Annotated in this window: 20 protein-coding genes and 1 pseudogene; 9 read left to right on the forward strand and 12 right to left on the reverse strand. The window is 58.6% G+C overall.

Translation table 11 applies throughout. The features are described 5' to 3' along the window. Positions 1-3 precede the first annotated feature (3 nt). Complete coding sequence (locus tag HUU60_07210; GenBank protein NUL82498.1) at positions 4-1,431, reverse strand: tetratricopeptide repeat protein; 1,428 nt, start codon at positions 1,429-1,431, stop codon at positions 4-6. A 50-nt stretch (positions 1,432-1,481) separates the two neighbouring features. Between HUU60_07210 and HUU60_07215 the strand changes: the two genes are divergently transcribed. Beyond that, positions 1,482-2,321 (forward strand): hypothetical protein, encoded by an 840-nt coding sequence (locus HUU60_07215; GenBank protein NUL82499.1) that lies wholly within the window; start codon positions 1,482-1,484, stop codon positions 2,319-2,321. A 19-nt stretch (positions 2,322-2,340) separates the two neighbouring features. On the opposite strand, the gene HUU60_07220 is transcribed toward HUU60_07215, so the two are convergent. The 5 genes from HUU60_07220 to HUU60_07240 form a co-directional block, all read right to left on the reverse strand. After that, a complete protein-coding gene (locus HUU60_07220) occupies positions 2,341-2,907 on the reverse strand; it encodes a DUF488 domain-containing protein (protein ID NUL82500.1) in 567 nt (188 codons plus the stop codon). A gap of 12 nt (positions 2,908-2,919) precedes the next feature. Beyond that, entirely contained in the window at positions 2,920-3,651 is a 732-nt protein-coding gene (locus HUU60_07225; protein NUL82501.1) for a hypothetical protein, read from the reverse strand. Positions 3,652-3,653: 2 nt separating this feature from the next. Next, on the reverse strand, positions 3,654-4,103 hold the full coding sequence (locus HUU60_07230) for a DUF488 domain-containing protein (protein ID NUL82502.1): 450 nt from the start codon (positions 4,101-4,103) through the stop codon (positions 3,654-3,656). A 775-nt stretch (positions 4,104-4,878) separates the two neighbouring features. After that, positions 4,879-8,118, reverse strand: a complete 3,240-nt coding sequence (gene carB, locus HUU60_07235) for a carbamoyl-phosphate synthase large subunit (protein NUL82503.1) — start codon at positions 8,116-8,118, stop codon at positions 4,879-4,881. A gap of 132 nt (positions 8,119-8,250) precedes the next feature. Next, complete coding sequence (locus HUU60_07240) at positions 8,251-9,408, reverse strand: macro domain-containing protein (GenBank protein ID NUL82504.1); 1,158 nt, start codon at positions 9,406-9,408, stop codon at positions 8,251-8,253. Positions 9,409-9,477: 69 nt separating this feature from the next. On the opposite strand from HUU60_07240, the gene HUU60_07245 reads away from it, so the two are divergent. From HUU60_07245 to HUU60_07275, 7 genes are read left to right on the forward strand one after another with little or no spacing between them, the layout of a single operon-like run. After that, positions 9,478-9,702 (forward strand): ferrous iron transport protein A, encoded by a 225-nt coding sequence (locus tag HUU60_07245; GenBank protein ID NUL82505.1) that lies wholly within the window; start codon positions 9,478-9,480, stop codon positions 9,700-9,702. Further along, complete coding sequence (locus HUU60_07250) at positions 9,699-10,502, forward strand: 50S ribosome-binding GTPase (protein NUL82506.1); 804 nt, start codon at positions 9,699-9,701, stop codon at positions 10,500-10,502. Before HUU60_07245 ends, HUU60_07250 begins: the two co-directional genes overlap by 4 nt. Then, positions 10,503-11,915 (forward strand): ferrous iron transporter B, encoded by a 1,413-nt coding sequence (locus HUU60_07255; GenBank protein NUL82507.1) that lies wholly within the window; start codon positions 10,503-10,505, stop codon positions 11,913-11,915. Positions 11,916-11,923: 8 nt separating this feature from the next. Further along, complete coding sequence (locus HUU60_07260; protein NUL82508.1) at positions 11,924-12,367, forward strand: cupin domain-containing protein; 444 nt, start codon at positions 11,924-11,926, stop codon at positions 12,365-12,367. A gap of 8 nt (positions 12,368-12,375) precedes the next feature. Beyond that, a complete protein-coding gene (locus HUU60_07265) occupies positions 12,376-13,920 on the forward strand; it encodes a peptidoglycan DD-metalloendopeptidase family protein (protein NUL82509.1) in 1,545 nt (514 codons plus the stop codon). A 12-nt stretch (positions 13,921-13,932) separates the two neighbouring features. Then, positions 13,933-15,285 carry a hypothetical protein gene (locus HUU60_07270; GenBank protein ID NUL82510.1) on the forward strand — a complete coding sequence of 451 codons (1,353 nt, stop codon included), beginning with the start codon at positions 13,933-13,935 and terminating at the stop codon, positions 15,283-15,285. Between the two features lie 21 nt (positions 15,286-15,306). After that, a complete protein-coding gene (locus tag HUU60_07275; GenBank protein NUL82511.1) occupies positions 15,307-18,399 on the forward strand; it encodes a family 78 glycoside hydrolase catalytic domain in 3,093 nt (1,030 codons plus the stop codon). Here HUU60_07275 and HUU60_07280 read toward each other — a convergent pair. The 3 genes and pseudogenes from HUU60_07280 to HUU60_07290 form a co-directional block, all read right to left on the reverse strand. Further along, positions 18,396-18,766: pseudogene (locus HUU60_07280) on the reverse strand (DUF5615 family PIN-like protein). The gene HUU60_07275 and the pseudogene HUU60_07280 overlap by 4 nt on opposite strands. Continuing rightward, positions 18,763-18,993 carry a DUF433 domain-containing protein gene (locus HUU60_07285; protein NUL82512.1) on the reverse strand — a complete coding sequence of 77 codons (231 nt, stop codon included), beginning with the start codon at positions 18,991-18,993 and terminating at the stop codon, positions 18,763-18,765. Before HUU60_07285 ends, HUU60_07280 begins: the two are co-directional and overlap by 4 nt. A gap of 18 nt (positions 18,994-19,011) precedes the next feature. Further along, on the reverse strand, positions 19,012-19,446 hold the full coding sequence (locus tag HUU60_07290) for a DUF1801 domain-containing protein (protein NUL82513.1): 435 nt from the start codon (positions 19,444-19,446) through the stop codon (positions 19,012-19,014). A gap of 39 nt (positions 19,447-19,485) precedes the next feature. Between HUU60_07290 and HUU60_07295 the strand changes: the two genes are divergently transcribed. Next, the gene (locus tag HUU60_07295; protein ID NUL82514.1) at positions 19,486-19,962 is read left to right on the forward strand and encodes a hypothetical protein; all 477 of its coding nucleotides are present in this window, start codon (positions 19,486-19,488) and stop codon (positions 19,960-19,962) included. A 7-nt stretch (positions 19,963-19,969) separates the two neighbouring features. On the opposite strand, the gene HUU60_07300 is transcribed toward HUU60_07295, so the two are convergent. The 3 genes from HUU60_07300 to HUU60_07310 form a co-directional block, all read right to left on the reverse strand. Further along, positions 19,970-20,596, reverse strand: coding sequence for a hypothetical protein (locus HUU60_07300; GenBank protein ID NUL82515.1), 627 nt, complete (start codon positions 20,594-20,596; stop codon positions 19,970-19,972). Next, positions 20,593-21,789 carry a beta-propeller fold lactonase family protein gene (locus HUU60_07305; protein NUL82516.1) on the reverse strand — a complete coding sequence of 399 codons (1,197 nt, stop codon included), beginning with the start codon at positions 21,787-21,789 and terminating at the stop codon, positions 20,593-20,595. Before HUU60_07305 ends, HUU60_07300 begins: the two co-directional genes overlap by 4 nt. A gap of 62 nt (positions 21,790-21,851) precedes the next feature. Continuing rightward, the coding region (locus tag HUU60_07310; protein NUL82517.1) for a hypothetical protein at positions 21,852-22,101 on the reverse strand (250 nt) is incomplete at its 5' end.

The raw sequence follows: 22,101 nt of genomic DNA on the forward strand, positions 1-22,101 counted from the left end.
AACCTAGGATCCCATTGCCTTGACCGCTTGCTCGACTAGATCGATCGCCTGCTCCTCGGTCAATTCGGCGCCCGCTTTCAACTCGTCAGTCTGCAGTCCGGCTAGTATCTCGTCCAAGTCGTCCGAAAAGTGCTGAGAAGCAGAACGATTGGCCTGTCTGCGCTGCTCGTCTACAAATCCGATAGCCTTTGCGGCAGCCGTCTTGTCGCCTCGCTTTGATAGCAATACGCCGATCGCCTCCATGCCGTCCAGCCAAATGCTGCGGCGGGGAGACCGACGCAACAGCTCGACGCTCTTACTGGCCGTTTCGACCGCTTCGGCAGGATCGTCTTCTAAGGTCATGGTGATCAAATACGAACAGACCGACGTCATTTCGTTCACTAGATCTTTCTTCGAAAACTCGTCCCACAGCGAGCGCATTTCTGCAACCGAGTTCTCTTTGTTGCCTTCCTTCCAATGGATGTAGGCAATGTAGAGCCTTGCATGGCCGATCAGGATCGGATCGTTGATTTCCTCATAGAGCCTCTTGGCTTCCACAAAATAGGGCAACGCATCGGCATACCTTCGCTGGTTTGAATAGAGAATGCCCATATAAGAATTGGCCAGACCCATGCGCCCCGTGTTGGCCAACTGCTCGGCCAAGCCGATCGCGGCTTTCAGCTCGGTCTCAGATCGCTCATATTCGCCCAACAACAGCATCGTGTAGCCTAAGTTGAGCCGAGCGGCCAGTTCGGGCGAACGCTCCTGAAGCCGCTGAAAGATCGCCACGCATTCTTCGAAGCACTTTGCGGCCTCTTCTTCGCGGCCAAGGCCTTGCAATGCCAGCGCCAGATTGTTATTGGCCGCGGCCATTCCCCACTCGTCGTTCAGCAAGGTGCGTATTTCGAGATTCTCTTGATGGTAGGCCAGCGATCCGAGGTTGTCGCCTTCGGCAAATGCAAGGTTGCCGGCCGCATTGAGAGCGGTCGCCCGGGCATTCGTTTTTTCACTTGCTTTAGGGTGATTCAGGGCCTCGTCCGCCCTCCGGCGACCCTCTTGGAGCATACCCCGCGTGCTCCAGTAAACATCTAAGCAGCCCACCAGCGTCAATGCAGGCTCGGCGCTCTCGGTGTCGCCCATCGCCCATTCCAGAGCCGACCGGATGTTCTCGTAATCTTGATCGAACCGCGTCAGCCACTCGGCCATGCCCGCGCCGCGCATTTGTACGCGCCCCTCGGTCGCCGTCTCGCTAAAGTAGTCTCGATGCCGGTCCCGCATCGAGATCGCCTCGCCGCCCATGTTCAGCCGCTCGCGCGCATATTGGCGGACGGTCTCCAGCAAGCGATATCGCCCCCCGCCAGGCGCGTCGGGGTCAAAGGTTACAAGCGACTTGTCCACGAGCGCAGTCAAAAGGTCCAGCGCTTCCCATTCTTCGATCAATGCGTCGGCCACAAGACACTATTGTATCCCCTACAAGCCGTGGCTGTGATATTATTGCCCTTATGCGGCGATGGGAATGGGCAGCGGCGATTGGCGTTTACTTCGCGCTCAACCTCGCGGCGCCGTTCTTAAGAGCGCCGCTGGAGCATGTTTTCACAGCCTCAGTCGTGGCAACCCTGGCGTTTCTGGCCGTACAATTGGGGTTAGTCGCTGCTCTCTCTCGATTTGGCAAAGACGCCCCTGCCGGTCTTGGTTTGCTCCTGACGGGCATCCTCATGTTGGCAGGCCTTAGATTGATGGCGGAAGTCGGCTGGATTGCCTCCGATCCTCGCACTAAGGCGCCCATGTTCCCCATTCCGTCGGCCCTGGCGAACCTCTCGATGACGCTTGCTGCCGTCGGGTTGGGACGGCTCGTTTCTCTGATCATTCGCGAGCCGGGCCTGCTGGCGCCCGTCGTGCCGCTGGCCGCCCTCATCGACGTGCTGACGGTCTATGCGCCTGGAGGATTTGTAAAGAAGGCGATAGAGAATAATCCGCAACTGACGGCGACGCTGACGGTCAAGGCTCCCCAAGTCGCGACAGAGCAGGACTTCGGCACGGTTACCGCCTTTGCACTGATCGGCGTGGCCGACCTGGTGTTCCTCTCGCTCTTTGTCGTCTGCCTCTACAAGTTTGGCTTGAAGGCCCGTCTGACCCTTTCGCTGATGTTCGTAGCCCTAATTCTTTACATGGCGGCAGTCTTGCTGGGAACGCCGCTAAGACTGCCTGCGCTAGTGCCCATGGCGGTCGTACTGCTGGCGGTCAACTGGCGGCAGCTGCGTCTGACGCGCCAAGAAGCCTGGATGAGCGTTGTGGTCTGCGCGGCGTGCGCAGGCTTGATCGCCTTTCTGTTCTGGCGATAGGCTTCAGCTAAGCGTGGAGCTACTTGGTTTGGATGCGCTTGGCCGACCTTGGAGGCATGTTCATCTCCTCGTCAGCGTCAAAAAGCCCCGGTTGATCCTTGCGTCTCAAGTCCAGCTCGCTCTCGACCGAGCCGTCTCCACGTATATGCAAAGCGACGATACCGAAGGACCGATCCATCTCCCACGCAATCAGCCGGTGGCGGTGGCATTCGCGCGGATCCTCTTCGCTGCACAGGACGGCAACTCGATGACCCTCTTCAATCAGGCTCATCAATCGAGCTAAGCCTCTTTGCACATAGTCCATCTCTAAGAATCTGTCGTAGAGAGCGTAGCCCTGATCATCATAAAGATGCTCGTCGGCCGGCCTCCCGCCTAATTCTTGGCCAAGAAAAACGTAGCGAACTCCCCGAGTTTCCAGCGCGTTGTTCAGATCATCCTTGTTGAACCACGGCGAGTATTTGGACCAGGGCGAAGAGCGCACGTCCGCGACGATCTGAATGTCGTTCTGCGCGACGAGATCGAGAAACCGCTCTATCGAGTGGTTGGAGTGGCCGATTGAGAAAAGACTGCCCAAGGTCGCGTCCATCTGCGCAAGATTCTACCTTTGCCAAAGGTTGGCTAACGTTCCCTCCCATAGTGGCGTCGATGTTGGAAAGATGTTGTTCGCTTGAAGCCAATGCACCTTTGCTGCGTCGGCGCCGCTCGCGAAGGGTCTGCCAACGCCGACCGCGATGTGCGCCTCGACGCTCGACAGGGCTTGGTTCACGGATTGAACGACATCGGCATCCAATTGCCAATCCGGAGGTCGACAGAACCGTGCATCGGTTACTCTCAATCGCCGGGGACCAAAATTGTCCGAGAAGAGCGCAAAAAGTTTATCGCCCTTATCGCTTGGCTCGATACTCAATTGTGCCCGGCGAGCCGTTAGAACGCCCAAAGAGCACAAACCGCACCCCTCGGGCAAACATCCAGTTCTTCCCCTCTCCTCAAGTTCGTCGCCGAAAATCTCCGACAACGTTGGTTTGGAAACCCTTTGCATCGCCTCAATGAATGCTTCTGGCCGAATCGAACTAACAATCGAAGTTGATTGGACTCTAAACCGGACATCTTCGATCTCAGGCGCTGCGCCTGCTTCGATTACTTCGCCCAAATCGACCAAACAACCCAGTTGGAAGATACCGGCATGGTCAACATTGAGATTAGGTCTGCATACTGGCCTAATGTGCCTTCCTGTCAACGCATATTTATCGCCCTTCTTGACAACCTCTATTCCGGCGACGCAAATATTGGGAGCGGTCATTCGCGTCAGGTGATTGACCAGGATTAACATGGCTATAGGTGGACAATTCTCAAGCCGTTCTTCCAGGAGTTCCGCAAGTATTCTAAGACTAGCCGTCGATGACACTCGTCCGCCGTTGCCTCGCTGCAAAGCAACGCAGACGGCTTCTCAAAGAACTCAGGTTGAATCTCGCTTTCGATGCGACGCGACTTCATGAGCGTAAGAAACTCGACCTCATAATCGCTCCAGCTGATCTTCTTGCTTCGGTACGACTTGAGCAGCGCTTCGGTCGGAGCAAGGATAGGAAGATGGACATATTCGACTCCCAATAGACGGTCCAAAAAGAACTTGAGGTCGTTCTGCTTCGTGAATCCAGCTAATTGAGAGGTGTTGTGAATCCGAACGTCAACAAGCCGCTCAATGCCGGTTCTCTCCAAGAGACCGAAAAAAATCTCGGCCGTCTTTCCAGTGAATCCAATAGAATAAGCGGTAGGCGCGCCCATGGTGGTACGCCTCTTCCACATCGGCGCTCTGCTTCCTTCTGCCCCGCCAGTGCACGATCGGGGCAACTGGCGTCCGAACAAAGCCGCTGTCGTGCGACTGAGAGTGTAGCCGGTAAGACAGCGCGCCCGGGAGAGATTCTTGCTCAAATCGGTGTGGAGATACCGTCTTGAAAAGTCAAGGGGGCTAGCCTCGGCTCGCCCAGTCTGGTTCGAACGGTTGTTGAGGGATCCCGATAGAACGAAAGGCGCCCCTCCCCTATATCCCCTCCCCAATCGCTCTGCGATTGGGGAGGGGACTGAAGACGGACGAGGCCTGAGACTGCGAGCCGAGGGCCTTAACCCTCCGCACCGAACGGCGGGTGCGGAGGGATCCCGATAGAACGAAAGGCGCCCCTCCCCTATACCCCCTCCCCAATCGCTCTGCGATTGGGGAGGGGGCTGAACTTGGTAGAGACACAGGCTTCGCCCATGCCCGAACGGCCTTTTCAAAAAATGTAGCACAATTTTAGGTACGAATCAGACCAAAAAACCTCTCCTTCCGAAGCCTCCACACCCGCGGGTGTGGAGGCTTCGGAGAATCTCTTTCGCTCCCCTCCCTAAACTCTGGCGAGTTTAGGGAGGGGCTCAATCGTGCGAGCTAGATCGCTGTTCGTCAATGAAACGGACTGGGAGCTCACTAAGCTGCCGGGGGCATCGAAAAGGGTTAGTCTGAACACGGCGACCTGTTCAGGGAATCGAAACGATCGAATGGCCGCGGGATATTGGGAAGCGATTCTCAATAATCCTGCACGGCCATGGGCGACTGATCTTCTGGGGCATCGAGCGCCTTCAGCATTGCCCAGGCGGTATCGAGCGATGTGATGCAGGGGATTCCTTGTTCGATCGCCGCGCGTCGCAAGAGCCAGCCTTGGGTTTGTGCCTTGCGATCTCCGCTGGGAGAATTGATAAGGGCCTGGACTCGCCGGTCGCGCAACAGGTCGATGATGTCCGGCTTCCCTTCGCCGATTTTGGGCGCTTCGGTTACGGCGACCCCGGCGCGCGCCATGGGTTTGGCGGTGCCTCGGGTCGCATAGATTCTAAAGCCGCGGTCGGAGAGCGCGCGAGCGAGGGCGATGCCTTGTTCCTTGTCGGCGTCGGCCAATGTCAGCAGCGCCGCTCCCTTGCGCGGCGGCGCCATGCCCGCGGCGGTCATCGCTTTGAAGAGCGCGGCCGGATAGGACCGGGCAACGCCCATCACTTCGCCCGTCGATTTCATTTCCGGCCCCAATACGGTGTCCACGTTCGCCAGTTTGAGCGAAGAGAAGACGGGCGCCTTCACCGCCACCAACGGCCTCTCGGGCAACAACCCCGCATGAGGCGTCAATTCGCTCAGTCGCAAGCCCAACTGGCACTGCATCGCGAGCGAGATCATGGGGATGCCGGTTACTTTGGAGAGGTAGGGCGCGGTTCGGCTGGCGCGAGGGTTGACCTCGATCACATAGGCCTGGCCGTCTTGAAGCACGAATTGGATGTTCACTATCCCGCAGGCTCGCATGGCTTTTGCGATGCGCAACGAATAATCGACTATCTGTTCCTGCTCAGCCTGTGTCAGCGTTTGGGGCGGATAGACGGTCATGCTGTCGCCCGAATGCACGCCCGCGCGTTCGATGTGCTCCATGATGCCCGGGATGAGAAAATCCTCTCCGTCGCCGATCAAATCGACCTCGGCTTCCTTGCCCTCGATGTACCGATCGACCAGCACAGGCGCCCCGGGCATTGCCATAACTGCCGCCGACCAGTAAGAACGCAGTTGATCGGGCGAGCGAACGATCTCCATCGCTCGACCGCCTAAAACGTAGGACGGCCTCACCAAGACCGGATAGCCGACGACTTCGCCCACTTCGAGCGCGTCTTCCAGCGCATGGACGGCGCGACCAGGCGGCTTCGGGACGCCCAACTCAAGCAGCAAGCGGTCAAACCGATCCCGGTCTTCGGCGATGTCAATCGCTTCGGGCGAGGTGCCTAGAATAGGCGCGGCGCCCTCCAGTTTATGCGTCAGATTGATAGCCGTTTGGCCGCCGAACTGCATCACCAGCCCGTCATTGTCGCCCAACCGCTCGTGCTCGATCAGGTTGAGCACATCCTCGGCCGCTAACGGGTCGAAGTAAAGGGCGTCGGAGGAGTCGAAGTCGGTCGAGACCGTCTCGGGATTGCTGTTGATGATGATGGAGCGACGCTTGGCCTCGCGCAATGTCTGCACTGCATGGACCGCCGAGTAGTCGAACTCGATGCCCTGCCCTATGCGAATGGGCCCCGAACCGACCACGATCGCCTTGCCTTGGGAGCGCTCTGGCGGCTCGTTGTCGGACGAGCCGGAATAGGAAGAATAGTAGTAGGGCGTCAGCGCCGCAAACTCTCCCGCACAGGTATCGACCATCTTGTAAGTCGCTCGAATGCCCCAAGAGAGCCGAGCGCGGCGCACGTCGGTTTCTGACAATCCACTAAACGAGGCCAACAGTGAATCGGGCATGTTCATCGCTTTCGCCCGTCGCACCAAGCCCTGTGTTTCTTTCGTTGCGGCATCGGGCGTCTGGATGGCCGACCGCAAAGAGGACGAGCCGCTCAACAGGAGCTGCTCCATCTCGACCAGATTGCGAATCTTGTTCAGAAACCAAGGGTCGATTCCGCTCAGGTCGCGCGCCTCTTCCACCAACATGCCTCGCCGAAAGGCCTCGGCCACAAAGAAGAGTCGCTCGTCGGTCGGTACGGTCAGCAGGTTTTCCAGTTCCATCGGGCTCAAGCGCGACGCCTTAGGGTAGCGCAGATCGTGCGTGCCCGCTTCCAAGCTTCGCACCGCCTTCATCATCGCGCCCTCAAACGTTCGGTCGATGGCCATTGCCTCTCCCGTCGCCTTCATCTGGGTGCCCAGCTGCCGGTCGCCCTCTGGAAACTTATCGAACGGGAAGCGCGGAATCTTTACGACGACGTAGTCCAATGCGGGCTCGAACGCCGCCGATGTGCCGGTGATCGGGTTGCGAAGCTCATCGAGCGAGTAACCGACGCTGATTTTGGCGGCAATGCGCGCAATCGGGTAGCCCGTGGCTTTGGACGCCAGAGCGGAGGAGCGCGAGACGCGTGGATTGACCTCGATCACATAGTAGTCTGCTCCGTAAGGATTGAGCGCGAGCTGCACGTTGCACCCGCCCTGAATCTGGAGCGCCCGAATGATCTTGAGCGAGGCTGATCGCAAAAGCTGATACTCAAAATCGGAGAGCGTTTGCGAGGGCGCGACGACGATCGAGTCTCCCGTGTGCACGCCCATCGGGTCGAGGTTTTCCATATTGCAGACGATGATCGCGTTGTCGTTCGCGTCGCGCACGACTTCGTACTCGATTTCTTTCCAGCCCAACAGGCTGCGTTCGACCAAAATCTGCCGCCTGGGAGAGAGTTGCAGCCCGCGCAGGCCGATCTCCATCAGCTCGTCCGCATCGCGCGCCACACCGCCGCCCGTGCCGCCCAGGGTGTAGGCGGGTCGGACGATGAGGGGGTAGGTCGCCTGGTCTTTCAGGATTTTCAGTTCGTTGGGGCTTTCCACGATCCAGCTTTCGGGCACCGGTTCTCCGATTTCTCGCATCAAGGCTCGAAACCGTTCGCGGTCTTCGGCAGCTTGGATCGCGCTGAGGGGCGCTCCCAGCAGGCGGACGCCGTGTTTCTGCAAGATGCCGCGGGTGGCCAGGTCGGCGGCCAGATTCAATCCCGTTTGGCCGCCTAAGTTGGGCAAGAGGCCGTCCGGCTTCTCGATTGCAATGATCTTCTCGGCGAATTCGACGGTGAGCGGTTCGATATAGACGCGGTCGGCGGTTTCGGCGTCGGTCATGATCGTGGCCGGGTTGGAATTGATGAGGACGACCTGGAGGCCTTCTTCTTTGAGGGCGCGGCAGGCTTGCGTGCCGGAGTAGTCGAACTCGGCCGCCTGTCCGATGACGATCGGGCCGGAGCCGATGAGCATGACCTTTTTCAGGTCGGGGGCTAGCATTGCGGCCCCGTATCAAAAAGGCCGACCCCGGTCGCGCGGGATCGGCCTTGGATTCGGTGTCTGGTCATTCTTGAGTCCCTTGGTCGCCTCACGGGACGACGCTTAAAGGGTAGGCCAATTATACTCGATGGGCTATGCGCCGGCCATCAGTTCGGGCAACTGAACGCTCGGCTTGATGTTGTTGAGCGCGCGGAACCAAGCCTGCTCGTCGGCATCGGTCTCGCCTGCCAGAAAGATGCGGGATAGGCTCGGTCGAGGGCCGTACAGATAGTCGCAGATCGCATCGACCGCCATCTGGGCCGACTCTAACGGTTGCATATCGGGGTTGCCCATGCTCGGGTTGGGCATCGTTACCGTTTTGAGACTGTGGGCGTCTGCCGTTCGCAGCGCCGATTGGATCGCCTCGGGATAGTCGTTCGGATGGTCGACCGCGGCCAAAATCAGCCTTCGAGACGGAACGCGCGCGCCCGGGATAAGCACAGCATCGCCTGGCTTGATCGGTGCGAGAGCCTCAATCGAACTGTTGACTCGGGCCTTGTGAAGATAGGCGCCGCACGGACGCTCATGCTTGCGGCCCCCCGGCATCAGATTCCACGCGGGCGCATTGAGGTTAGCATCGGTGAAGAGAATTACGGCATCGGTCGGCAGTTTTGCGATGTTTTTGGTCTGCGCGGTGTTAAGGGAAGTAAACCGCACCTTCAGATAGCCTAAATCCTCGACGCTCTGGCCGCTCGACGAACGTTTTGCCTGATCGGCGATCACCCATGCGCTCACGGCATCGAAGCAGACGATCTTGGCTTCCTTCAAGCCGTTTGAAGCGCCGATAGCCCCTATGATCGCGATCGCAGTCTCTTCGGTCAGCGCTCTGCGCAGGTCGCTCGTATAATCGACGAAAGCCACCGTTTGACAGCCGTTCTCTACGGCCATTCTGATCGCCGAGTCCATCGCGCGGCGCTGCAGATCGAGGCTCGTTACCCCTGCATGGTCAAAGATGTTCGTGTGGACGACCTTTTTAGCGCGCATTCGACCGGCCTGCGTCATCACGGCCTGACCGGGTTCGATGGGCGCCAGCGCGTTCAATTCGTTCTCAATGATATAGCCGCCCGAATAGTCGCGCACGGCCTTTCGAACATGCGACACCATGCGTCCGGTCTGATCGCAAGTGAGGATGAGGGCGTCGGCGGCGAGATTGGGAACGGAAGTGGGCGCAATCGCAAAGACTCGGGTCAACGTTTGGTCGATAAGGGTCGTTTGTCTGGGCTTGAGCAGGGTCAGCCAAGGATGATGCATTCCGTCCTCCTGCCGTCGAGTATACCCTGCGGGCTACGCATGGTATAATTTAAGCGAGGTTAAATCGATATGACGCTCGACCAGGTGGACATAGGCGGCAAGGCAGTCATAACGGCTGTCCATCTTGAGGGGGCCGAGCGGAGGCGCATCTTCGACCTCGGCCTCTCGATCGGTACGATCGTCGAGGCGGTGCGCCGAAGTCCGTTGGGAGATCCGGTCGCTTATCGGGTTCGCGGATCGACCATTGCCCTGCGCAAAGAGCAGGCTAGCCGCATCGAGGTAGAAATAGGATGAACGCCACGGACGCCTGCGGCTCTTGCTCGAACTGCTCGATCGCACAGCTCAAGCGACTGGGGCTGAACATCTCAGGATTCGACTACATCGTGGCGTTGGCGGGTAACCCGAATACGGGCAAGAGCACCATTTTCAACGCTCTGACGGGGATGCGCCAGCACGTGGGCAATTGGCCGGGCAAGACCGTCATGCGGGCCGAGGGAGCGTTCTCCAGCGGATCGGCCAAGTTCAAGTTGGTCGATCTTCCGGGCACCTACTCGCTTCTCTCTCAAAGCGCCGACGAGGAGATCGCGCGGGACTTCATTCTATTTGGCCGTCCGGACGTTACGGTAGTCGTGGTCGATGCGACTTGCCTTGAGCGCAACCTCAATCTTGTGCTACAGGTGTTAGAAATCACCGGTCGGGTTGTGATCGCGCTCAACTTGATGGACGAGGCAAAGCGAAACGGCATCGAAGTGGACGCCCGAGCGCTGGCCAAGGACTTGGGCGTTCCGGTCGTGCCTATGGCTGCTCGGCATGGCGTCGGCGTGCCCGAATTGGTCTCGGCGATCGATGAGGTTGCAAAAAGCGACCATCCTCCCGCGCCAAGGCGCACTGCCAAGCTTCCTGCCAACGTTGAAGCGGCCGTAGACGACTTAGCAGAGAGAATCGAACGCGAGTTTCAAGGATTGCCCAATGCGCGATGGGTGGCGCTGAGACTCTTGGAAGGCGATCCGAGCGTCGTGCGAGAAGTTAAGAACGGCACCTTGGGCGAATCGGTTCACAGCGTCTCAATGAAACAGGCGGCGGGAGGCGCATAGATGGCTGCGAGCGATTTGCTGAGAGCGGCGGAACAGCATCGGGCTCAGTTGGGCGACCGATTGCACGACGCGGTGGTCGGCGCTCTCTATCAGGAGGCTTCCAGCATCGCAGCCCGAGCGCAGAGCAAGGTTGGCGAGCGTCGAAAGATGCGTCTAGACATGGTTATAGACAACCTGCTCACCAGTCGCGTTTTCGGCTTCCCGATCATGCTTTTGATGCTGGCGGGCGTCTTTTGGCTCACTATTGCGGGGTCGAACGTGCCATCGTCCCTGTTGGGCGATTTCTTGGTCGGCACGGTCTATGGTTGGTTGCACTCGGGCGCGGCGGCGATCTCTGCGCCAACCTGGCTCACTGGCATCTTCATCGATGGCGTCTACTTGTCTATGGCCTGGGTTACCAGCGTCATGCTGCCGCCGATGGCGATCTTCTTCCCGCTCTTTACGCTGCTGGAAGACTTGGGCTATCTGCCTCGCGTAGCGTTCAACCTGGATCGCGCCTTTAAGTCTGCAGGAGCGCACGGCAAACAGGCGCTCACCATGATGATGGGCTTTGGCTGCAATGCGGCAGGCGTTACCAGCACGCGCATCATCGACAGCCCGCGCGAGAGGCTGATCGCCATTCTGACCAACAATTTCTCAATCTGCAACGGTCGCTGGCCGACGCTGATTCTGATGGCGACGATCTTTTTGGGCGCCGCGGCGCCTCCGGCCATGGCCAGTTTCGTCGCCGCCAGCGCGGTCGTTGGTATCGCCGTTTTGGGCATCTTCTTCGCGCTCGTCGTCAGCCGGGGATTGAGCCGCACGATCCTGAAGGGAGAGGTTTCGGCCTTTACATTGGAGCTTCCGCCCTATCGCCGGCCGCGCGTTTGGCAAACGCTTTACACGTCTATTATCGATCGCACGCTGATTGTTTTGTGGCGCGCGGTGGTGATGGCCGCACCGGCGGGAGCCGTGATCTGGCTGATCAGCAACCTCTCTGTCGGCGACCAATCGATCGCCTACTGGATGGTGTCGGGATTGAACCCGCTGGGCGTGCTGGTCGGGCTGAACGGCGTGATTCTGGTCGCTTACATCGTGGCCATACCGGCCAACGAGATCGTGATCCCCAGCATCTTGATGCTGACGCTGAACATGGCGCGGTCTGGCCTGGCGCAACAGGGCGTGATGATTGAATTGGAGGACTTTGAGACGCGCAAAACGTTGGTCGAGTTGGGCGGCTGGACATGGCTGACGGGTATGAATCTGATGCTTTTCAGCCTGCTGCACAACCCCTGCAGCACGACGCTGTGGACGATCTACAAGGAGACCGGCAGCAAGAAATGGACTCTGCTGTCGGCGGCGATTCCTTTGGCTCTCGGCTTTGCGGTCTGTCTGATCACAGCGACGATCGTGCGAGCCTTTGGCTGGGTATAGTTTCAAGCGTGCCATCCCAGGAAGAGTTGATCGCACAGTTCGAACTTCAGCCTCATCCCGAGGGAGGCTGGTTTCGCGAGTTTTATCGATCCGAGAGCGCAACGAGCATCTACTATCTGTTGCGAGCGGGCGAGGCGTCGTGGTTTCATCGGCTGAAGCAGGATGAGATTTGGCATCATCTGAAGGGCGATCCGGTAGAGATTGTGATGCTGAGCGAGGCAAGGCCGTTGCACAGCGTCCTTTCGGTCGGCGCTTTTGTCGTACCGGGCGGCACATGGTTCGCCGCGCGTCCGTTGGGCGAGTTTGCGCTTTGCTCCTGCACGGTCTCGCCGCCCTTTCGATACGAAGAGTGGGAGATGGCGAACGCAGTTGAACTGCAGAGCGCCTATCCTGTTTGCCAAGCCGTCATCCAGCAATTTGAAGGAATCGAATCGCTCAAAACGAAGTTATAATCTCAACCATGCTCTGGCTAGGAATTCTGCTGTGGGGTCTTATTCAGCCGCCGACTATCGAGTTTGTGCCGATGTACGGCGGATTGGGCGGCGGCGGTCCGGTCGAGATGAATCACAGCGGCTGCATCGCTCCTGCAGAGCGGATGGAAGTTCAAGCCGCTATTCGCCGTTTTCAAGCGATAAACCCGACCGTGATGGGCGCGCCGAGCAAGTACCCGATGTATCCTCAGTCGGGCAATCTGTGGGACGACCTGTTCGTCAATAACTTCACCGACATTGATTTGACTTCGGGCGAGCGCGATTACGAGTGCACGAACTTTGTCTACAACGGCCACCAAGGGCACGATTCGGACATTCGGTCGTTTATGGAGCAGGAGTTGGGCTATCCGGTTCAGGCCGTTTTGGACGGCCAGGTAGTGGCGACTCGCGACGGCGAGTTTGATCGCCAGACCTCCGCATCGGGCGCTCCGGCCAACTATGTCGTGCTTTGGCACGGCGGCGATCACTTGACCTACTATTGGCATCTGCGCCGCAATTCGGTGGCGGTGAGCGTCGGTCAAATGGTTCGCGCCGGACAGCATTTGGGAATGACGGCCAGCAGCGGCAGCAGCACCTATCCCCACTTGCATTTTGAATCTTGGAACGACAACAATTGGTTCGAGCCGTCCGCGGGCGCGTGTCGATCCGGCTCGAGCCAGTGGCAGCGACAGACTAACATACGGCGAGACATGTATTTGCGCGAGTTCGCGATGACCGACCAGCATATCGGCAACTACCCAGGCCTGCCCTGGGAGCTGCCAAGAAAGGGCACCTTTGCGCCTGGTCAGCAACCCCTCTATTGGTACATGATCGTGCACAATCTGCCAGCGTTCAGCAACTGGCGCTTTCGATTTTTTAGGCCCGACAACACGCTTCATTTTGATACGGGCACGTATGGGTTTAACAACACATCGCCTTATCGTTGGGCTTGGTTTTGGTGGTTTTGGAGCTTTTCGACGCCTTTCACGGGCCAGTGGCGGATCGATGCGGTCTTTAACGGCAATGTGGTCGCCAGCGCGCCGTTCTTTATCTCGAACGACGCGACAGCCGGGCACGGCCCGCCAGCCGAGCCGACTAGCGTCTCGCTGGATCCGCCCATAGTTCGAGCCGACCGCCCCGTGGCGCTGCGAGTCAGAATGCCCTTGATACGGCATCGAAACTACCACCCGGTTACCTATCGTTATCAATGGTTGGTGAACGATGCGGTGGTTCGAGAAGCCGAGCACGGCGCGCACTCGGACGTGCTGCCGGTCGGGAGTTTTCAACCGGGCGACGTTGTGCGAGGCGAAGTCATTGTCATGGAGAGTTTAGGGAATGGTCGGGGACCTTATGGCGCTCAGACCATTGTAGACGGCGGAGACGCGAACGGCGACGGCTGCGTGGACGACACCGACTTGGCCATTGTGCTGAGCCAATTCGGACTGGCGCATCCGCCGGCAGACTTTAACGAAGACGGTGTAGTTGACGATACCGACCTGGCCATTGTGCTGAGCGCGTTTGGCCGAGGCTGCTAAGGAGGCAGACAAATGAAGAGTTTCGTATTAGCGTTGATGGTTATGGGGATCGCATCGGCGTCTCCGATCAAGTTATTCGAGCCAGCCGGTTTCGCCAAAGCAGGGGCATTCTTCCTGACTCAGGAAGTTACGGATCACCTGTTGGTGTCTCCCAATTGGGATAGGATCGTCGGGCTGCGCGGCGGCGAGACTATTCAGATCGATGTCGCCTCTAATCGCAAGCTGATGGGGCGCGTTGCCCGCATTGACGAGCGGGGCGGCGGCAATCGCACGATCTTTGCAAGAATCGATGGAGACGAAGAGGGACAGATGCTTCTGGTTCTGGAAGCGAATTGCCTATCCGCGACGATCCAACTTCCCGATTCGCACGAACTCTTCAGCCTGCGATTCGCCGGAAATGGCCTTTATGCAATGTGCCGCCAAGATGCGATGCTGTTTCCTCCTTGCGACGAACCCATCGCAGTGCATTCCGAAAGCGGCGAGGTTGTCGACGGTTCGATCGCCTCGACCGAGAACGTAGTGATCGATGTGCTGGTCGCCTATACGCCTCAGGCGCGCGATGTGGCCGGCAGCACGAACCAGATGCTCTCGCGCATTCAGCTGATGATCGACGAATCCAATCAAGCCTACTCGGCTAGTCTGATGCCGGTGCGCCTGCGCCTGGTGCACAGAGTGGAGGCTACCGGGTATACGGAATCTTCCAACTTCAGCACAAACCTATCGCGGCTGCGCAATACCAGCGACGGGCACATGGATGACGTGCATACTCTTCGCGAGCAATACTCTGCCGACATGGTCGCGCTGATCGTCTCGGGCGGCAGCGCTTGTGGAGTGGCCTACCTGATGTCGACTCTTTCGACTGATTTCCGCACCAGCGCGTTCTCCGTCTCTGCGATTGGCTGTGCCACCGGATACTACACGTTCGGGCACGAACTTGGGCACAATCAAGGGTCGCATCACGATCGCGCGAACGCTGGCACGGCGCTCTATCCGTACTCCTATGGATGGAGGTTTTACGGAACGAACGGCACCCAGTATCGGACGATTTTGGCCTATTCTCCCGGCACGCGCATTCAGCGATTTTCGAACCCGAATGTGAACTTCCAGGGTACGCCGACAGGAATTCTGAACAGCGAGGAGAACGCTCGCTCGATCACCAATGCGGCGCCGACGGTGCGTCAGTTCTATGCGCCCAGACCTGGGGATGTTGACCGAAATGGATGCGTGGACGATCTCGACTTGGCGATGGTGCTCGACCAGTTTGGAGACAAGGCCATAACATTGGCCGATGTGGACAGCAATGGAGTGGTGGACGACCGAGACCTGGCGATCGTACTGAACAACTTCGGCTCCGGTTGCATTTAGCGGTTCGTTATGCGCCATGGATTGGCTTGGTTACTGGCGTTGGCGATGACGGGGGCGATAGGCCAACCCTCTAAGATCGTTCGGCCTTTGGTCGACGGTCTGACGATGTCGATGGGGCTGGCCTACCCCGTGCCGCGCTTTTCGTGGCAAATGGAAAGCGATGCGCGGGGCGCCCGTCAATCCGCATTCCAGGTCCAAGTCGCCACCAAGCGAGAGCTGATCGACAAGCCCGACGCTTGGGATTCCGGCAAGATGAACGGAAGTCAACCCTGGGCGGACTATGCGGGCAAACCCTTGCAGAGGGAGACGGTTTACTTTTGGCGCGCTCGGCTGTGGGACCAGAATAACGCGCCGACCGCCTGGACCGAAGTCCAGAAGTTCGAGACTTGCTTGGCCAGCGATTCTGACTGGAAAGGCGCTTGGATCGGCGGGCCGTCGGCAGGCGGCAACGGCTATCACAGCCAGTTCGCCGAAACGGACACGACCGAGAAATGGGTCGAGATCGACTTAGGCGCCGCGCGCACGGTCTCTGGCGTACGGCTCTTCCCTGCTCGGCCTTACAACTGGAGACGGGACGAACCCGGCTTTGGCTTTCCTCGCCAGTTCTCGATTCAGGTCTCCACCGATGGCGAAAACTACGCAACAGCGCTTGGCCCGATCAACGATACCGCTACTGTCGATCCTTGGGAAGGCCGGTTCGCAAGCCGCATTCAGGCTAGGTATGTGCGATTGTTAGCGCATCGCCTGCACCAACCCGCGGACAGCAAGCCTTGCCTGGCATTGGCGGAGATGGAGATTCTTGACGAGCAGCCGATCTCGACCTTGGCCAAAGCCCGCGCCTTGGACAGCGTCGAAGAGCACGGCTGGGGATTGGAGCGACTGACCGACGGCAGCCGCAAGTCGCAACCCATCGGTGCCCAGCCTCCTTTGTTGCGCCGCGAGTTTGTTTTGCCTAAAAAGCCCGTCTGGGCGCGTCTCTATGTCTCGTATCTGGGCTACGGGGAGACCTATGTCAACGGCGCCAAGTTGGGCGAGAACGTGCTGGACCCGGCATTCACCGTTTGGGAGAAACAGGCTTACTACAGCGCATACGACGCCGCGCCTTTTTTGCGAGAGGGCAAGAACGCGATCGGCATTATGCTGGCGTCCGGTTGGTGGAAGAAACATCCGCGCGCAAAACTGCAACTTAACGTGCGATACGCAGACGGAAAAAATGAATCGATTGTTTCGGATGCTGGGTGGCTTTGGAGCGAGGGACCGATTCAGTTTGCCTCTATTTACGACGGGGAACATTACAACGCTAACAATGCGATTGCCGGTTGGAGCGAGCCGGGACTGAACACCTCCGACTGGAGGCCGGTCATTACTTTTGACGAGCCTAACATTCAACTTTTGCCACAGACTTTTCCGCCGATCCGAGCTGTCGAAACTCTCAAACCGAAGTCGATCTCGCAACCCAAGGTGGGCATTTTTGTGGTCGATTTTGGACAGAACATCTCTGGCTGGACGCGGATCAAAGCCCGTGCGGCCAAAGGCGCCGAGATTACTTTCAAGCATTCAGAACTGCTCCATGCCGATGGAACTGTAAACCAGCAAAATCTTCGCGCCGCTAAGGCGACCGACGTCTATATCGCTTCTGGAGCCGACGAGGAGAGTTGGGAGCCGCGCTTCACTTATCACGGCTTTCGATATGTCCAAGTGGAAGGCTGGCCAGGCACATTGACTGCCGATCAGATTGAGGCGCGGGTCGTGCACACCGCCCTACAACCTAGATCGACCTTCGCGACGTCAAGCGTATTGATCAATAAGATTCACCAAAACTCCCTGTGGGGTTTCCGAACAAACTGGCACAGCATCCCGACCGATTGCCCTCAGCGCGACGAGCGGCAGGGTTGGATGGGCGACGCGCACATGACCGCCGATATGGGTCTGTACAACTTCGTCTCGGAAACGGCTTATCGCAAGTTCTTGCGCGATATTGCCGCTCAACAGGGCGAGGATGGCCGAGTAGCCGATACCGTGCCGTTTATTTGGGGCACCAATCCCGGCGATCCGATGTGGGCGGTCGCCTATTGCCGTCTGGCATGGGAGACCTATCGGCACACGGGCGACGAGCGCATTTTGGCCGAGCATTACGACGGTGTGAAAAACTACCTTGAGCTTCTGATTCGCGAGGCGAAGGGCGGCCTGATCTCGCGCAGCAACTATGGCGATTGGGTGGCTGTTGAGGAGACGCCGAAAGACCTCGTTTCTGCCGCCGCTTACTATTGGACGGCGGATACCGTGCGTCAGATTGCGATTGCGCTGGACCGACGAGACGATACGGCGCGCTATCAGAAGCTTTGCGCTGACATTGCCGCGCAGTTTCACGCCAAGTACTTCAACGCAGCGGCCAGGGCCTATGGCAATGGCACGCAGACGGCGAACGCGCTGCCTCTGGCGCTGGGCATCGTGCCGGCCGAGCACAAAGCCGCCGTTCTCAATTCTCTGCGCCAGGACATCCTGATCAAACGCAACGGGCACATCAGCACGGGCTTTATCGGCACGCCGTTCCTGCTGAGCGCCTTGACCGAGAACGGCATGGCGGATGTCGCATTCGAGATGGTTGCCAAAGAGGATTACCCCGGTTGGGGCTTTATGGTTAAGAACGATGCGACGACCATCTGGGAGCTTTGGAAACTGGAAACCGGCCCGGGGATGAACTCGCACAATCATCCCGCGTTTGGGCTGGTAAGCGGCTGGTTCTTTTCGACTATCCTTGGGCTTCGGCCGGCGGAGAGCGCGGCGGGCTGGGCAACCGTGCTGGCGCGGCCCCAGTTTGTATTTGGGCTAGAATGGGCAGAGGGATCGATCGAAACCGCCCGCGGCGCGGTAAGCCTGCGATGGGAACGGAAAGAAAGCGGATTTAAGGTCGAACTGACCGTACCGGCGAACAGCGAGGCCCTGTTTGAGATGCCCAAGAAGGGCAAGCGACTGACGGAGACCGGGCGGTTGGTCTGGCAAGAGGGGAAGTTCGAACAGGGCCGCGATGGAGTGTTCCCTGTCGGCGAGGATGCTCTGGTTCTTCGACTAAAGGTTCAGTCTGGCCGGTATGTGTTTGAGATTGGGGATTAGTCAGCCGACCTTATTGGCAACAGTCGTGCCCGAACACGACTCTGGTCGATCGTGAGCAAGGCGCCAGCTTTCAGTTCCGATGCAAATTGTCGTAGCGCACGCACCACAATTTCGCCAGATTGAGAAGGAAGTAAGAGCGGCAAGCGCAGTTGGACGACGCTAGGAGTTTCATGGCCGCCTATGGCCAACAGTGCGCCAAAGTCCAGATCGTGAGTTAGAATCACAGCGGCATGGCCGATTGCCCAAGTCAAAAGAGACTCATCGGGCGCAGTCAACTCGCCGATTTCGCTCCAATGGTGCGCCTCAATCCCCAAAGCCCTGAGAAAATCAATCCAGGGCTAAGATTAACGTCTACTAGAACGGTCATGTCCCGGCGATAGTCACTCCTGCCTCTTCGGTTCGCCACGCCGCATATGCCAGCGCCTCTCTTACATCCTCTTCCTCAAGATAGGGATAAGCCTCCAACACCTCTTGCCACGAAAGACCCGAAGCAAGCAAACCCAATATGGCTCCCACCGTAATCCTCATGCCTCTGATGCAAGGCTTTCCGCCCATTACGCGAGGATCTCGAGTTATTCTATTCAGACGTTCCATTTGATCTCATTATACCGATCAGCCCCCAACCGCCTTCTTCACCAATGCCGATATCTTCTTTTCCTCCGCCGCCGTAACCGCATTCAACCCAAAGGAGGTCGGCCACATCGCTCCCTCGTCCAGCATCGCCACATCGCAAAATCCAAGCGACGCATACCGAGTCTTGAACTTCGACGCGGCCTGAAAGAAGCACAGCACCTTGCCATCCTTGGAGTAGGCCGGCATTCCATACCAAAGCCTTGGCGCGAGAGCAGGCGCGACCTTTCTTATAATTGCGTGAAGCCGCTCACCAATCGTCCTATCCGGCTCCGGCATCGCCGCTATTTTGGCCAGCACGTCCGCCTCTGCGTCGCCCTTCTTCCCTTTGCGCGCCTCGGCCTTCAGTTCCTCTGCGCGCTCCTTCATCGCTGCTTTTTCTTCTTCGGTGAATCCCTTCGACTTTTTCGCGCTCATGCCTGATTCTATCATGTTTGGATATGCTAAACTCGATTCATGTCCATTATCGAACTGCCTTTGCCTCAAGAGATCGTGGCTTCGTTGCCCGGGGCCGCAAACGACGGCGCCGGGTTGGTCGGCGTGAGCGCAAACGACTCACCCGAAAAAATTGTCGAGGCCCTCAACGAGTTCATCGGCAATCCGCCAAAAGCCGGGTTGTTCAAGCGAATCGACAACTGGAACGAAAGAGCGATGCCGCTAGGCGCCCTTTGGGGTCAACAGCTTGTTCGCAAGTTTGGATGGGAATGGGCTTTAGTCGATTTTGAAGGCGATCGGTATGTCGGCGCGTTCGACCGGCAACGCAGCATGGGCGTCCTTCCTTTCGACTACGTTTTTGAGACCTTAGAACAACGCGAGACGCCGACGATTCTGCTCGGTTTCAACATGATCGCCGAAGGCGCGCTGCCAAAGTTCGAAGGTAGATCGTACACCAACATCATGGAAGGCATCCAGCATATCGTGGAGCCGGAGTAGCTTTGTCTTAGGGAGCCCGCCACCCCGGCACGTTTAGACCCAGAATAATGTCCCGCCGGACCATCCACACATCGCCCTCTTTGGTCGGCGTTGCAAGTCCGCTTCCTCCTCGCTTTGGTTCAGGCTCCGGCCGAGCGCGCTTTAAGAGAGGATCGTCGGCGAACCGTACGTCCGAGATCCAGTAGGTGCAACGTCCCGGCTCGATGACGTGCATGTGGATGTGCTCTGGGTCGGCGCCGCCGGGATAGGCGCCCGGGCGAATCGTTTCAAACTCGTATCGCCCGTTAGCGTCGGTTTTGGCCCATCCTCGAAGCCGACCGTGCCGAGTCTCCGCGCGAGGGTATTGACCGTTCCGGTCTGTGTGATAAGCATAGACGATGATGCCCGGCGCTGGCGAGCCATCCTGGTTCTTGACAATGCCAGACAGCCGAAGCCGCATGCCGGGTTCGCCTTCTGGGGCAATGCGCGCCCGAGAAGCCAGGCTTCTGGGCATACCTGCGAATGCCGCCTCCATAGCCTCGCCCCCGCCGACGACCGGCTCGTTCGACCGGGTTTGAGACTTGCTCTCAGATTGAACGCAAGCCACCAAGCCAAGCGCCAAGGTCAGGAGAGCGACCGATGCCCAATGCCTCATGCTCCAAAGTTCTCCAACACGATCGCCAGGTCGACGTCGTCCACTACGCCGTCCGCGTTCAAGTCTTCGGCAATGTTGCGCGATGTGCCAAACGCCTCTAGAACGCGCGCCAGGTCGGTATCGTCCACTATGCCATCTCGGTTTACGTCTCCGAGTTTGGGCGGGTTCCACAGCGCCATGTGCTGAGGCCGTCCGCCTCCGGTTACATAGGTCTCCAGCCGCGTCAGCGTGAAGTTCGGCTCGATCCGAAACACCACCACCCCGACCAAACTGCTCCCCAACGTCGACTCGTCCGTAACGTAGACATATTGCCCGTCAGTGATCACGTCGCGGATGTCGCTCCCTATCAGGTACGACTGCGTCGAGGCCTGCAGGCTGCCGTCGGGGTTGATCGGCATCACGGTCAGCGTGTCGCTCACCACGTTGCACACGTAAAGCCACTCGCCGTTGGGATGAATGGCCAGCTCGACGCAACTGTTGCCGCCGCTGTTGGCATCGTTGATCATCGTCAGTTCGCCGTCCGGCTCGATAGTGTGCGCCCGCACATAGTTGCCCAAAGCCGAGCTGACATAGAGCACGCGGCCGTTGGGATGCACGACGGCGCCTTGAGCGCTGCCGTTGGGCATGGTCGTGGGCGTGCCGATCACGCTGAGCGCACCGTTCGGCGCAATGTTGAACTTAGCAATGTACGGCCCGCCGCTGGTGCCCGTGCAGTAGGCGAAATTGCCCGTAGAGACGACTTTGGTCGGGAACGCGCCTGCCGCCGCGGTATTGATCACTGACGTGGCGTCGTTTTGAATGTTGAAACTGGTCAGATTGTCGTTCGTTGCTGAAGGAACGAGCAAGAATCCGCTGGCCGTAACGTTCAGAGACAGCGGGCCGTCGCCGATGGTACTGGGCGTATTGTTTCGCGTCAGGCTGCCGTCGTTGTTGATGCGGAATGTGTAGATTTCCTCGATGGTGGCCGCCGTGGCGTTGACGACGATCAGATTGCGCCCGTTGGCTGTGATGCCGACATCCTGGGGGTTGTTGCCCGCCGGATAGACGCCGATTGTGGTCAAAACCCCTTCTGGGCTGACGGAAAAGGCCGTTACGGTGCCTGTTGTGTTATTGGTTACGTACAGCGCCTTGACCCCGGCGGGCTGGCAAAAAGCGACGCTCATCATCGCGAGCATGGCGATTATCGTTCTCATAGACCCTCCTTTCTCTCTCTCTATTAGCCGCGAGAGGGTTGGAGTCCTGCTTGAAGATAGTACTAATCCCCGCACTCTCGGCCGTAGCAGGTCAGCACGATCGCCAGGTCGATGTCGTCGATGATCCGATCGCCGTTCAGGTCGCCCGTCGGTCGGTCGGGCAGGCCGGTGGTCTGTCCGAATCGTTCCAGAACAAACTCCAGATCGAACGAGTCGACCCGGCCGTCCCGCGTGGCGTCTCCCGGCAACACGCAATACTTGATCAGGTAGATGTCCGCGCCATGGCCGGGCACGTAGCCGCCCGAACCGGTC

The organism is Armatimonadota bacterium (assembly GCA_013359125.1).
Lineage (GTDB): Bacteria > Armatimonadota > Fimbriimonadia > Fimbriimonadales > GBS-DC > JABWCR01.

What these genes read in the sequence shown, in the direction of transcription:
- HUU60_07285 (NUL82512.1), bottom strand. Translation starts at nt 18,993, where the DNA reads ATGGAACGTCTGAATAGAATAACTCGAGATCCTCGCGTAATGGGCGGA.
- HUU60_07295 (NUL82514.1), top strand. Translation starts at nt 19,486, where the DNA reads ATGTCCATTATCGAACTGCCTTTGCCTCAAGAGATCGTGGCTTCGTTG.
- HUU60_07270 (NUL82510.1), top strand. Translation starts at nt 13,933, where the DNA reads ATGAAGAGTTTCGTATTAGCGTTGATGGTTATGGGGATCGCATCGGCG.
- HUU60_07230 (NUL82502.1), bottom strand. Translation starts at nt 4,103, where the DNA reads ATGGGCGCGCCTACCGCTTATTCTATTGGATTCACTGGAAAGACGGCC.
- HUU60_07250 (NUL82506.1), top strand. Translation starts at nt 9,699, where the DNA reads ATGAACGCCACGGACGCCTGCGGCTCTTGCTCGAACTGCTCGATCGCA.
- HUU60_07265 (NUL82509.1), top strand. Translation starts at nt 12,376, where the DNA reads ATGCTCTGGCTAGGAATTCTGCTGTGGGGTCTTATTCAGCCGCCGACT.
- HUU60_07220 (NUL82500.1), bottom strand. Translation starts at nt 2,907, where the DNA reads ATGGACGCGACCTTGGGCAGTCTTTTCTCAATCGGCCACTCCAACCAC.
- HUU60_07305 (NUL82516.1), bottom strand. Translation starts at nt 21,789, where the DNA reads ATGAGAACGATAATCGCCATGCTCGCGATGATGAGCGTCGCTTTTTGC.
- HUU60_07215 (NUL82499.1), top strand. Translation starts at nt 1,482, where the DNA reads ATGCGGCGATGGGAATGGGCAGCGGCGATTGGCGTTTACTTCGCGCTC.
- HUU60_07240 (NUL82504.1), bottom strand. Translation starts at nt 9,408, where the DNA reads ATGCATCATCCTTGGCTGACCCTGCTCAAGCCCAGACAAACGACCCTT.
- carB (NUL82503.1), bottom strand. Translation starts at nt 8,118, where the DNA reads ATGCTAGCCCCCGACCTGAAAAAGGTCATGCTCATCGGCTCCGGCCCG.
- HUU60_07225 (NUL82501.1), bottom strand. Translation starts at nt 3,651, where the DNA reads ATGTTAATCCTGGTCAATCACCTGACGCGAATGACCGCTCCCAATATT.
- HUU60_07255 (NUL82507.1), top strand. Translation starts at nt 10,503, where the DNA reads ATGGCTGCGAGCGATTTGCTGAGAGCGGCGGAACAGCATCGGGCTCAG.
- HUU60_07245 (NUL82505.1), top strand. Translation starts at nt 9,478, where the DNA reads ATGACGCTCGACCAGGTGGACATAGGCGGCAAGGCAGTCATAACGGCT.
- HUU60_07290 (NUL82513.1), bottom strand. Translation starts at nt 19,446, where the DNA reads ATGAGCGCGAAAAAGTCGAAGGGATTCACCGAAGAAGAAAAAGCAGCG.
- HUU60_07300 (NUL82515.1), bottom strand. Translation starts at nt 20,596, where the DNA reads ATGAGGCATTGGGCATCGGTCGCTCTCCTGACCTTGGCGCTTGGCTTG.